Here is an 11,549-nt window from a genome sequence, read left to right as displayed (position 1 = left end):
GAGTTTAGCCGGACCCCGCTTGGCTCGAGCACCGCAGGTTGCCCGTAGCGAAGCGTAGGGACCCAGACTGCGGGTCGCCTTTTCTTTGGTGACTTTCTTTTGGCGAAGCAAAAGAAAGTTACTTGCTGCCGGGCAACCCCCGGCCAGCAGATCTTAGAGGAGGGCGAGGCGCGCAAGCCGGCGCAAGACCCCGGCCAATCAAACCGGCCAAACCACCCCTTTGTCATTAAGAATCGCATCCAAAGGAATGTCATGGGGCTCGGGTTCCATATCCGGCAACCAGCCGTTCGTATACCCCAACCCCACAGTAAACGGCCTCGGCTGCAGCGTCGCCAGCGTCCGGTCATAAAACCCCCCGCCATAACCCAGCCGGTAACCCCCCGGCCCATACCCCACGCAGGGCACAAACAGCAGGGTCGGGACAATCACCTCGGTGTCCTTGGGTTTGGGGATGCCGTAAGCATCTTCTTCCATCGGGCAGCCGGGGTACCAGGCATGGAAGGTCAGGGTTTTGTGCAGCTTGTTGACCACCGGCAGGCCGATTTTGCGGGGCGAGCGGGCCGCGATACTTTCGGTGGCGAGCTGGGCGGTCTCCACCTCGGCCAGTGCCGGGTTTGACGAAGAATCCTGACTCAGGATCGCGTCTTCCTGCCATCGGTACAGCGCGGGAAGCGGGTCAAACTCCCCTTTGATGGGCCAATAGGCACCAATCACCTCATGGGTGGAACCGACCAGCCAGATGCGCATCACACGCTGCAGCAGGTCGGCGCGCTCCAGGCGGTCTGGCATGTTCAGTCGCGCTTCGACCAGCGCCTTGCGAGTACTTAATTTGTCCATAATGTCCCAGATGCTATACAAATTTCTTATCAACCCCCTGCGGGCGGCGGCACTGGCGCCTGTTTTGGGCGCACTGGCCTCTCTCGCGCTGCTGGCCCCGGCCGCGGCGCAGGCGCCCGCCAGCGCGGGCGACAACGTGATCATCGAGATGAACAAGGCCTTCAAGCGCGGCGACAGGGGCCGGCTGGCACAGTTGCTGCCGCAGGCCCGCGGCCATGCGCTGGAGCCCTGGGCTGCCTACTGGGAGCTCAAGTTGCGCCTGGGCGAGGCCGGCCCGCAGGAGGTGCAGGACTTCTTCAGCCGCTACGCCGGCACCTACCAGGAAGACCGCCTGCGCAACGACTGGCTGCTGCTGCTGGGCCAGCGCCGCGACTGGGCAGGTTTTGCCGCTGAATACCCCAACTACAGAATGAACGACGACAAGGAGGTGCGTTGCTACGCGCTGCTGGTTGAACACCTGAAAAATCCGGTGGCGGATGCGCGCCTGGCCGATGAGGTGAAGAAAAACTGGTATGCGCAGCGCGAGGCCGACGACGGCTGCAATTCGGCCGCCGAGCGGCTGGTAGGCACCAAAAACCTCAAGCCGCAGGACGCCTGGGTCAAGGCCCGGCTGGCCACCGAAGCCAACCGCCCGCGCTCGGCGGCAGCCGCCGTGCAGATCGTCGCCCCGGATGCCACGGGCATGGTCAACGACCTCAACGCCAGCCCCATCAAGTTCCTGGCCGGCAAGCACCTCGCCCTGAGCAAGTCGCGGCGCGAAATCATCACGCTGGCGCTGATCAAGATGGCGATCAGCGACATCGAGGGTGCGGCCTTCCAGCTGGAAAACAAATGGGGCATGCAGCTGAACACCGAAGAGCGGAACTGGGTCTGGGGCGTGATAGGCCGGCAGGCAGCCACGCGCCTGGGCGCCACCCCGGCCGGCGACGCGCTGCAGTACTTTGCCAACGTCACCAAGGACACCGACCTCAGCGACGACATGCTGGGCTGGAAAGTCCGGGCGGCATTGCGCGCGGGCACACAGCCCAACTGGACGCTGGTGCTGGCGGCCGTCAACGCCATGAGCGAGGACGCGCGCAAGGACCCGACCTGGAGCTATTGGAAGGCGCGCGCGCTGCTGGCCACCGCACCGCCGGATGCGGCGCCCAAGCCCGTCGTCGTGGCCACCACGCCCGGCGTGGCGCAGACCATCCCCACCGGCATCACGATTTCGCCGCAGCGCGCCGAGGCCCTGGCCATGTTGCAGTCCTTCGCATCGGTGCGTGGCTTTTATGAGCAGCTGGCGCTCGAGGAAATTGGCCAGAAGATCACCGTGCCGGCCAAGCCCGCGCAGCTGACGCCTGAAGAAAAAGAAACCGCGCGGCTCAATCCGGGCCTGAACSGCCTGAACCGCGCCGCCTACGCCATCGCCATCGGCCTGCGCCCCGAAGGCTCGCGCGAGTGGAACTACAGCACCAACCTGCACCAGCGCGGCGGCATGGGCGACCGCGATCTGCTGGCCGCCGCCCAGTTCGCCTGCGACCGCCAGATCTGGGACCGCTGCATCAACACCAGCGAGCGCACCAAGGGCGAGATCGATTTCGAGCAGCGCTTCCCGATGCCCTTCCGTGAAACGGTGACCAAGCGCGCCCAGTCCATCAGCCTGGACCCGGCTTACGTCTATGGCCTGATCCGCCAGGAAAGCCGCTTCATCATGGACGCGCGCTCCGGCGTGGGCGCCTCGGGCCTGATGCAGGTCATGCCCGCCACGGCGCGCTGGACCGCCAAAAAAATCGGCCTGGAAGGCTTCACACAAGAGCAGCTCAACGACCGCGACACCAACATCGCGATCGGCACGGCCTACCTCAAGTTCGCGCTGGACGACTTCAACGGCTCCATGCCCATGGCCGCGGCCGCCTACAACGCCGGGCCAGGCCGGCCGCGCACCTGGCGCAACGGGCCGGTGCTGGACGGGGCCATCTGGGCCGAGAGCATCCCCTTCAGTGAAACACGCGACTACGTGAAAAAAGTGCTGTCCAACACCACCAGCTACGCGGCCCTCCTGACGGGGCGGCCGCAATCGCTGAAAGCCAGGTTGAGCACTGTGGGGCCGCGCGATGCGGCGCAGCCCGAGCCTTACAAGGACTTGCCTTAAACCTCAGGCAGGATAGACCGCGCCGAGAACCCGGAGGCCGCGCGCGCCCGTCACGCTGGGCAGGTTGCCGGGCCGGCCCAGCACCAGCTGCCGCGCCAGCCACGCAAACGCCGCCGCCTCCACCTGCAGCGGCGGCAGGCCGTGCTGGTCGGAGGTGCTGACACGCAGCGAGGGCAAACCGGCCTGCAGGCGCGCCAGCAAGTGGCTGTTGAAAGCGCCGCCRCCGCAGACGATCAGCGACTCGCTGCCTTTGCCATAAGCATCGACGCCCAGGATGCAGGCCCTGGCGGTGAACTCGGTCAAGGTGTTCTGGATGTCCTCGGGCCGCTCGGCCGCAAACGGCTGGAGCTTGCCCGTCAGCCACTCCAGGCTGAACAGGTCGCGGCCCGYGCTTTTGGGAATCGGTTGCGAAAAATATGGTTCGGCCAGCAGGCTGTCCAGCAGCGCGGGCAGCAGCGTGCCGCTGGCCGCCCAGGCGCCGCCGGCGTCATAGGGCTGGCCGGTATGCTGCCGGCACCAGGCGTCCATCAGCGCATTGCCCGGCCCGCAGTCAAAGCCCAGTACCGGCGAGCTCGCCGCCTTCGGCAGCACGCTAAGATTGGAAATACCGCCCAGGTTGAGCACGCACACCGCGCTATCCTCACGGCCGAAGACGCCCTGGTGGAAAGCCGGCACCAGCGGCGCGCCCTGGCCGCCCGCCGCCACGTCGCGGCTACGGAAATCCGCGCCTACGGTAATGCCGGTGAGCTCGGCCAGCAGGGCCGGGTTGTTGAGCTGCAGCGTATAGCCCGCGCCGGCGGGCTCGTTTGATGTTCTTTGCGGCTGGTGCCGCACGGTCTGGCCGTGTGCGCCTATGGCCTTGATGTCCAGGGGCGAGATGTGTTGCTTCGCGGCCTGGGCCAGCAGCGCGGCGACGACCTTGGCATAGACCGCTGCGACCTGGTTGCCGGCCAGGGAGGCACGATGCAGTTCGTTGTGGGTAGGTGTGTTGAGCGCCAGCAGTTCGGCGTGGAAGGCATCGCTGAAAGCTTCGGTCGCGGCGGCAAGGACGCGCGGCTTGTCGCCCTCAAACACCACGAGCACCCCGTCGGCACCGTCGAGAGAGGTGCCTGACATCAGGCCAATGTAGTAATCAAGCATAAGGCTATTCTGCCGCAGTGCGTTCCCCTACCAGTAGGGGCCGCGGAACCGGCTTTGCCGGGCCGCAGGCGCAGCGGCCCCCTCGGGGGGAAGGAAGCTACACGAAGTGAGCGACCGTGGGGGCGATTTATTCAGCGCGAGTCTGGGTGATGGTGGCAGCAGCCAGCAACTGCGTCTTCACGCCAGCCGCACGCTCCCTGAACAGCGGCATGGACGCCGCGGCGACGGGAATGGTCTCGCTTTGCTTGGCGATCATCATCGGGTCCTGGTGCACGCCGTTGACACGGAATTCGWAATGCAGGTGCGGGCCGGTGGCCCAGCCGGTGCTGCCGACGAGACCAATGGTCTGGCCCTGGCTCACGTTTTGGCCTTTTTGCACCATGAGTTTGCTCAGGTGGGCATAGACGGTCTCGTGGCCGTTGCGGTGCCGGACGAAAACCACATTGCCGTAGCCGTTCTGCACGCCGGAGAACTCGACCACGCCGTCGCCCACGGTGCGCGCGGGTGTGCCGGTGGGTGACGCGAAGTCGGTGCCCAGGTGGGCGCGCCACTTTTGCAGGATGGGGTGAAAGCGCATCGAAAAGCCGCTGCTGATGCGCGAGAACTCGACCGGCGAGCTCAGGTAGGCGCGGCGCAGGCTCTGGCCGTCGAGGGTGTAGTAGCCGCCCTTGTTGGCGGCGCCGGCGGCGTCCAGGCCCGGGGGCTGGAACCACATGGCCTGGTAGGCCTTGCCGGCATTGACGAATTCGGCCGACAGCACGCGGCCGGTGCGCAGCGGCTCGCCGTCGGCTTCCAGGGATTCATAGACCACGTTGAAGCGGTCGCCCTTGCGCAGCGCGCGGCGGAAATCGATGTCGCTGGAGAAGATTTCGGCGATTTGCACGGCCACGCCGTCGGGGATGCGGGCATCGTCGGTGGCGGCGAACAGCGAGGTCTGGATGCTGCCGCTTGAGAGGCGCGCGGTGGCGACGTAAGGCGCGGTTTCAATGCGCGACGTGAAGCCGGCGGCGCCGCGCTCGACGACCAGGCGCTTGAACATGGTTTCATCGTCGGTGGGCCAGCGCATGCTGAGTTTGAGCAGTTGCTGGCTGTCGCTGGCTTCGGCGGTCACGTTCTTGCCGGCGCGGCCCATGAGCAGGGTGCGTGCATTGGCGTCGCTGCGCAAAAAGGCGGCGGCGGCGCTGTCGTCGATGTTCAGGCGCTTGAGCAGGGAATCGGCGGTGTCGCTGCTGCGCGTGCTTTCGGTTCGGAACAGCTTGAAGCGGAAATCGATCAGCGAATCGGTCTGGGCCTGGGTCGGCAGGGATTCCACCGCTTCAAGCACCTGGCGTACCGGCAGGTCGGCGGCGTCGGGCGCCATGGGCGCCACACCGAAGGCGGTGACGCCTGTGCCCAGCAGCAGCACAGCGAGGCTGGCGGCAAGCCGTTTGGGGTGGCGGCGAAGGCTGTGGGCGACGGGAAGCAGTATCTGGGAAGGGGTTGGCAGTTTCAAGACAAAATTCCCAACAAAAATGCATCGAGCGCTGCGGAGCGCCGGACTGCTGTATAAAACATGGAGAGCTTTGATGGCCAGCCCTGGTTGAGGGGTGGGGCCTGAGCCATCCAGACGATGTGGTTCCTGATCAGCAATTTGCAGGCCAACTAAAATGGCCCGCTGGATGCAGGAGAGCCGCCAGTATATCTGTCGGACAATCCCCCGACATGTGAAAAACCCTTATGAATCAAGCGCTTGTTACAAAATTCCCCGTCACCGACCGTGTAAAGATGGCCCTCCAGACCACCCTGCGCGGCTGTGAAGAACTCATTCCGGAAAACGATTGGATACAAAAACTGGCCAAATCCGAGGCCACCGGCGTCCCGCTGCGCATCAAGCTGGGCCTGGACCCGACCGCGCCTGACATTCATGTCGGCCACACCGTGGTGCTGAACAAAATGCGTCAGCTCCAGGATCTGGGCCATACAGTCATTTTTCTTATAGGCGACTTCACCAGCCTGATCGGTGACCCCTCGGGCCGCAACAGCACGCGCCCGCCGCTCACGCCCGAACAAATCAAAGTCAACGCCGAAACCTACCGCGCGCAGGCCGACAAGATCCTCGACCCCTCCAGGACCGAGCTGCGCTACAACAGCGAATGGAGTGAGCCGCTGGGCGCCACCGGCATGATCCAGCTGGCCTCGCGCTACACCGTGGCCCGCATGATGGAGCGCAACGACTTCAACGACCGCTTCAAGGCCGGCACGCCCATCAGCGTGCACGAGTTCTTGTACCCGCTGATGCAGGGCTACGACTCGGTGGCTCTCAAGAGCGACCTCGAGCTCGGCGGCACCGACCAGAAGTTCAACCTCTTGATGGGCCGCCACCTGCAGCAAGAGTATGGGCAGGAGCCGCAGTGCATCCTGACCATGCCGCTGCTTGAAGGCCTGGACGGCATCGACAAGATGTCCAAGAGCAAGAACAACTACATCGGCATCAGCGAGGACGCCAACACCATGTTCGCCAAGGTGCTGTCGATCTCCGACGTGCTGATGTGGAAGTGGTACACGCTGCTGTCCTTCAAGAGCGAAGCCGACATCGCGGCCCTGAAAGCCGAGGTGGCAGGCGGGCGCAATCCCAAGGACGCCAAGGTGGCGCTGGCCAAGGAGATCACCGCGCGCTTTCACTCGGCCGCCGCGGCGGACGCCGCCGAGCAGGACTTCATCAACCGCAGCAAGGGCGGCGTGCCCGATGAGATACCCGAGGTGTCGCTGACGGGTGCGCCCATGGGCATAGGCGCGCTGCTCAAGGCCGCGGGCCTGGCGCCTTCGGGCAGCGAAGCCACGCGCCTGATCGACGGCGGCGGCGTGCGGGTGGATTCCAGCGTGGTGAGCGACAAGGCGCTCAAGCTGGCGGCCGGCACCTATGTGTTGCAGGTCGGCAAGCGCAAGTTCGCGCGTGTGACGCTGGGCTGAGCCTGCGCCGCCCCGTCGCCTGGCTGATTAATTAACGGACCTCGATGGTGACGCGCCGGTTGCGCGGCTCGTCGACTTCGTCGGCCGTCGGCACCGCGAGATCGCGCTCACCCCGGCCGGCCGCTTCGATGCGCTCAGCCGGGAACTGACGTTCAGCCAGCATCTGCCGCACCTGCCGCGCGCGCTCAGCCGACAGGGCGTCGTTGCTGGCGCCCGAGCCCACGGTGTCGGTATGGCCGGTGATCACCATGTCGCCGCCGCTGCGGGCCAGCGCCGCGGCCAGCACTTCTTCAAGGACCTTCTGCGACTCGGTCGTGAGCACCGTGCCGCCCGCGTCGAAATACAGCGTGTAGCGCTGCGACCGGGGCGGCGCCATCTCGAACAAGGAGCGATGCTCGGCCTGCACTTTGGCCGGGTCGGCCTGGTCCAGCCGGGGCGCACCGCCGGCCCCCGATGCCGCGGTGGCGCGGTGGTAGGGTTGGCTCAAGGTGGTTTCGGCGCCGGGGCCGGCCTTGGCGCGCACCACCACGGCGGACGGCGCGCCGCCCTCTTGCGGCAACAGCATCACGCGCGTGCCGGGCGTGGAACAGGCCGCCAGCAGCAGGGCCAGCGAAAGGGAAAGCAAACGGCCGCTCACGGCTGCGCGTCCGCTTGCACAATGAAGTCGGTTCCGCGCACGCCGACGAAGGCGAACTGCGTTTCGATGCGCACCGCTTCCGGGTGCGACTTGCCGAGCAGGCCGGTGATCATGCGCAGCGAGCCCTTGAGCAGCGAGGCCAGCAAGCTGCCGTCATGGGTGGTCGCGTCAAAGCTGAAGGCCTTGAGTTCCATGTGCGAGGACGGCCCGACCACCAGCGTGGTGCCGTCGCGTAGCACCAGGCTGGCGGCGGAATCGGGGCCGGTCGTGATGCGCCCGCCGGGCAGCAAGGCATCGCCGGCCTGTGCTGGACGTACCGCGGTGCCGGCGGCTTCCTGCAGTTGCACATTGCCCTTCAGCGTTTTAAGGAAGCCTGCCTGTCGGGTGAGAACTTCAACAGGGGTGGGAACCGGGGCCGCGGCGGTGCCGAGGGCTTCGGGGACGGAGGGTGGCGTGGGCGTTGTTGCCGACGGGGCCTGCGCATGCGCGCCGGCCACAGCCAGCGCCAGCGCGGTGGCTGCGATCAGATGCGGAAAGGTCATTGTTGTACTCCCGCAGCCATTGTCGCATTGGCGACGGGAGTCCCCGCTGCGGCCGCGGCTCAGGGTGCGGGCGAGGCAAGCGGCTTGCCTTTTTCCACGACGTAGACGCCCACCAGCTTGATGGGCACGGCCGCGTTGTTGTGGGCGTCGTGCACCACGCCGGCCGGAATGACAAAGGACTCGCCGGCCTTGACCTGGCGCGGCGGCTGGCCGTCGATCAGCAAGGTGGCCTCGCCTTCGAGCACGTAGCTGATCTCATCGCCGGGATGCGTGTGGCGGCCGGCCTTGGCGCCGGGGGCCACGTCGACACGGGCCACCACGGCCTCACGTCCGGGCACCGACACATCGGCTTTACCGACCAGGGTGCGCGTAAGGCCCGAGGCCTGCGCGAACAAGGCGCCGGCCGAGACGGCCAGCACGGTGCCCAGCACCAGGGCCACACTGCGTTTCTGGATTTTCATGGGTGATTCCTCAGGAGTTGTTCAAGCTTGGATTGGGTCGCGCGCAGGGCCTGCGGCGCGCATCCATCCTAGCGGCCGTGTCCGGCGCCGGCCTTGGGAACAACCCTTGGCGCGCGCGCCGCCGCGGCCCGTCGTTCACAATAGCGCCATGAGCTCGACCGCCCTCCAGGCCCTGACGCCGCAGCGCATGCTGCTTGCCTCCGTGGCCGTCGCGGTGCTCACCATTGCCCTGAAGACCGCGGCCTGGTACATCACCGGCTCGGTGGGGCTGCTGTCGGACGCGATGGAGTCCTTCGTCAACCTGGCCAGCGCGCTGTTCGGCCTGGCCATGGTGACCATCGCGCAGCGGCCCGCCGACACCGACCACCCTTACGGCCACCACAAGGCCGAGTATTTTTCATCCGGCTTTGAAGGCGCGCTGATCATAGGCGCGGCCGCGGCCATCATCTGGGCCGCGACCCATCGCATCCTGAACCCGCAGCCGCTGGAGAAAATGGGCTGGGGCCTGGCGCTGGCGGTGGGCAGCTCGGCCCTCAACGGCCTGCTGGCCTGGGTGATGTTTCGCGCGGCCAAAGCGCACCGCTCGATCGCACTCGAGGCCGACGCCAGGCACCTGGTGACCGACGTATGGACCTCGGCGGGCGTGGTCGTGGGCATAGGCGCCGTGATGCTGACGGGCTGGCTGTGGCTGGACGCCGTGGTCGCGATAGGCGTGGCCGTCAACATCCTGTGGGAAGGCTGCCAGCTGGTATGGCGCTCGTCGCAGGGCCTGATGGACGAGGCCGTGGAACCCGAGGTGATGGCCGAGATCCAGAAGGCGCTGGACGGCTTTGCCCATCCCACCATCCGTTTTGACCACCTCAGCACGCGCCGTGCCGGCCAGCGGCGCTTTGTCGACATGCACATGCACATGCCGGCCAACTGGTCACTGGGGCGAGCCGCCGCCGTGCGGGCCAGCGTCGAGCAGGCATTGATGAGCGCCGTGCCTGGCCTGCGTGCCACCATCCAGTTGTTGCCCAGCGATGTGGAGGCGCATTTTGACGATGAGGCCGACCTGATCTGAATTCTTCTTTTCTCTCTTCTCTCTTCTCTTTCCGATAATTTCCCGGTTCCTTTTTTCCCAGGAGTTCTTCATGAAACCCATAGTGAGACTTGCCCAGGCGATTGCCTGTGCATTGCTGCCCCTCGCCGCCCAGGCCGCCGAGATCGCCATCCTCAGCGCCGGCGCCATCGAGCCCGGCCTGAAAGCCGCGGCGGCCGCGTTTGAAAAACAGACCGGCCACAGCGTGAAGATCAACTTCAACACCGCGCCCGAACTGAAAAAGCGCATGGAGTCCAACCCGGCATTTGACGTGGTGATCGCGCCGCCCGCTGTGATCGGCGAATTCGCGGCGGCCAGCAAGCTGGCCGAGACACGCGCCAATGTCGGCCGCGTCGGCATGGGCGTGGCCGTGCGCGACGGCGCGCCGATGCCCGACATTGCCAATGCCGATGCGCTCAAGCGCTCCGTGTTGGCGGCGGACTCACTGGTCTTTAACCGCGCGTCCACCGGCCTGTACCTCGAAGGCCTGCTCAAAAAGATGGAGGTCTATGCCCAGGTCGAGGGCAAGACCACGCGCTATCCCGACGGCGCCGCCGTGATGGAGCATGTCATCAAGGGCAAGGGCCACGAGATCGGCTTCGGCGCCATCACCGAAATCCTGCTCTACCAGGGCAAGGGCTTGAAGTTCGCCGGCCCGGTGCCGGCCGAAGTGCAGAACTACACCTCTTACACCGCCGCGCCGCTGGCCTCGGGCAAACAGCAGGAACTGTCCCAGCAGTTCGTGAGCTTTCTGTCAGGGCCGGTAGGCAAGCTGCTGTTCGTTGCCGCCGGCGTGACCGACTGATGAAAGCGCTGCTTCAGCGCGTGGCCGAGGCCCGCGTGGTGATTGCCGGCGAGACCGTCGGCCAGATCGGCCCCGGGCTGCTGGTGCTGGTCTGCGCCGAACGCGGCGATGCCGAGGCGCAGGCCGACAAGCTGCTCGCCAAGATCCTCAAATTGCGTATCTTTTCCGACGGAGCCGGCAAGATGAACCTCAGCGTGCAGGACGTCAAGGGCGGCCTGCTCGTCGTGAGCCAGTTCACACTGGCCGCCGATGCCTCGGGCGGCAACCGGCCGAGCTTCACCGGCGCGGCCGCGCCCGAGGACGGCCGCCGGCTCTACGACTATTTTGTGGCACAGGCGCGGGCGCAACATCCGCAGGTGGAAACCGGGCAGTTTGCCGCCGACATGCAAGTGCACCTGGTCRATGACGGGCCGGTAACGATTCCGCTGTGGATTGACCCRCCAGCGTAAAAAAATAGGCTGAGGTATAAACCGGCAGATGAACAGGCGGCAGGCGATTTTCCGCAGCCGGCCCAACACCGCCAATTCTTTAGGTCGCTCATGATCCGTTTTGTTGTCGCCACGCGCTCCAGTTTTGACAATTTCTTCACCGGTACCGCACTGGGCCGGTCGCTGGCCCTTTACTACCCGTTGGGCGGCGTGCAGGTGCGGGTGTTTGAAAACAATACTGCCGGCCTGTCTTCCGTTTATAACCAGGCCATCGAGGAAGCACGCACGCAGCCTGCGTTGCTGGTCTTCTGCCACGACGACTTGCACCTCTGCGATTTTTTCTGGGGCGACCATTTGCGCGAAGGGCTCGCGAAATACGACGTCATCGGCCTGGCCGGTAATTTGCGCCGCGTACCGCGCCAGCCGGGATGGGCCTTTGTGGACGAAAAATTCACCTGGGACGCGCGCGAAAACCTGAGCGGTGTAGTGGCCCACGGCAGCGGGTTTCCGTCCTCCAACCTGAGCGTTTTTGGTC

The 11,549-nt window shown here is 65.8% G+C and carries 11 protein-coding genes and 1 pseudogene; 6 read left to right on the top strand and 6 right to left on the bottom strand.

Translation table 11 applies throughout. From position 1 onward, the window contains the following. Window positions 1-198 precede the first annotated feature (198 nt). Window positions 199-837: a 5-formyltetrahydrofolate cyclo-ligase gene (locus AC1D0P_RS16870; protein WP_477654989.1), complete on the bottom strand. Its 639-nt coding sequence runs from the start codon at window positions 835-837 to the stop codon at window positions 199-201. Between the two features lies 1 nt (window position 838). Here AC1D0P_RS16870 and AC1D0P_RS16865 point away from each other — a divergent pair, with 1 nt between their 5' ends. Beyond that, entirely contained in the window at window positions 839-2,971 is a 2,133-nt protein-coding gene (locus tag AC1D0P_RS16865) for a lytic transglycosylase domain-containing protein (protein WP_477677803.1), read from the top strand. A gap of 3 nt (window positions 2,972-2,974) precedes the next feature. Here AC1D0P_RS16865 and AC1D0P_RS16860 read toward each other — a convergent pair whose 3' ends face one another. Further along, window positions 2,975-4,111: an anhydro-N-acetylmuramic acid kinase gene (locus AC1D0P_RS16860; protein WP_477677802.1), complete on the bottom strand. Its 1,137-nt coding sequence runs from the start codon at window positions 4,109-4,111 to the stop codon at window positions 2,975-2,977. Window positions 4,112-4,238: 127 nt separating this feature from the next. Beyond that, the gene (locus AC1D0P_RS16855; protein WP_477677801.1) at window positions 4,239-5,603 is read right to left on the bottom strand and encodes a M23 family metallopeptidase; all 1,365 of its coding nucleotides are present in this window, start codon (window positions 5,601-5,603) and stop codon (window positions 4,239-4,241) included. Between the two features lie 224 nt (window positions 5,604-5,827). Between AC1D0P_RS16855 and tyrS the strand changes: the two genes are divergently transcribed. Then, complete coding sequence (gene tyrS / locus AC1D0P_RS16850) at window positions 5,828-7,060, top strand: tyrosine--tRNA ligase (protein ID WP_477677800.1); 1,233 nt, start codon at window positions 5,828-5,830, stop codon at window positions 7,058-7,060. Window positions 7,061-7,091: 31 nt separating this feature from the next. On the opposite strand, the gene AC1D0P_RS16845 is transcribed toward tyrS, so the two are convergent. The 3 genes from AC1D0P_RS16845 to AC1D0P_RS16835 are packed head-to-tail and all read right to left on the bottom strand — an operon-like array spanning window position 7,092 to window position 8,700. After that, the gene (locus AC1D0P_RS16845; RefSeq protein WP_477677799.1) at window positions 7,092-7,697 is read right to left on the bottom strand and encodes an OmpA family protein; all 606 of its coding nucleotides are present in this window, start codon (window positions 7,695-7,697) and stop codon (window positions 7,092-7,094) included. After that, the gene (locus tag AC1D0P_RS16840; RefSeq protein WP_477677798.1) at window positions 7,694-8,239 is read right to left on the bottom strand and encodes a FecR family protein; all 546 of its coding nucleotides are present in this window, start codon (window positions 8,237-8,239) and stop codon (window positions 7,694-7,696) included. The genes AC1D0P_RS16845 and AC1D0P_RS16840 overlap by 4 nt, the downstream gene beginning before the upstream one ends. A gap of 59 nt (window positions 8,240-8,298) precedes the next feature. Beyond that, complete coding sequence (locus AC1D0P_RS16835; protein WP_477654982.1) at window positions 8,299-8,700, bottom strand: cupin domain-containing protein; 402 nt, start codon at window positions 8,698-8,700, stop codon at window positions 8,299-8,301. A 148-nt stretch (window positions 8,701-8,848) separates the two neighbouring features. Here AC1D0P_RS16835 and AC1D0P_RS16830 point away from each other — a divergent pair, with 148 nt between their 5' ends. The 4 genes and pseudogenes from AC1D0P_RS16830 to AC1D0P_RS16815 form a co-directional block, all read left to right on the top strand. After that, window positions 8,849-9,763 (top strand): cation diffusion facilitator family transporter, encoded by a 915-nt coding sequence (locus tag AC1D0P_RS16830; RefSeq protein ID WP_477677797.1) that lies wholly within the window; start codon window positions 8,849-8,851, stop codon window positions 9,761-9,763. Between the two features lie 70 nt (window positions 9,764-9,833). Continuing rightward, window positions 9,834-10,586, top strand: coding sequence for a substrate-binding domain-containing protein (locus AC1D0P_RS16825; RefSeq protein ID WP_477677796.1), 753 nt, complete (start codon window positions 9,834-9,836; stop codon window positions 10,584-10,586). Beyond that, complete coding sequence (gene dtd / locus AC1D0P_RS16820) at window positions 10,586-11,035, top strand: D-aminoacyl-tRNA deacylase (protein ID WP_477677795.1); 450 nt, start codon at window positions 10,586-10,588, stop codon at window positions 11,033-11,035. The genes AC1D0P_RS16825 and dtd overlap by 1 nt, the downstream gene beginning before the upstream one ends. 90 nt (window positions 11,036-11,125) lie before the next feature. Beyond that, window positions 11,126-11,549, top strand: a pseudogene (locus AC1D0P_RS16815) (hypothetical protein); the annotation flags it as partial.

This window comes from Polaromonas sp. P1_G2 (genome assembly GCF_056405515.1).
Note: the sequence above shows the minus strand (reverse complement) of the source record. Positions and strands in the feature narration are given on the sequence as shown.

Bases quoted from the DNA above. Each gene is read 5' to 3' on its own strand.
- AC1D0P_RS16825 (WP_477677796.1), top strand. From the start codon at position 9,834: ATGAAACCCATAGTGAGACTTGCCCAGGCGATTGCCTGTGCATTGCTG.
- AC1D0P_RS16870 (WP_477654989.1), bottom strand. From the start codon at position 837: ATGGACAAATTAAGTACTCGCAAGGCGCTGGTCGAAGCGCGACTGAAC.
- tyrS (WP_477677800.1), top strand. From the start codon at position 5,828: ATGAATCAAGCGCTTGTTACAAAATTCCCCGTCACCGACCGTGTAAAG.
- AC1D0P_RS16830 (WP_477677797.1), top strand. From the start codon at position 8,849: ATGAGCTCGACCGCCCTCCAGGCCCTGACGCCGCAGCGCATGCTGCTT.
- AC1D0P_RS16840 (WP_477677798.1), bottom strand. From the start codon at position 8,239: ATGACCTTTCCGCATCTGATCGCAGCCACCGCGCTGGCGCTGGCTGTG.
- AC1D0P_RS16835 (WP_477654982.1), bottom strand. From the start codon at position 8,700: ATGAAAATCCAGAAACGCAGTGTGGCCCTGGTGCTGGGCACCGTGCTG.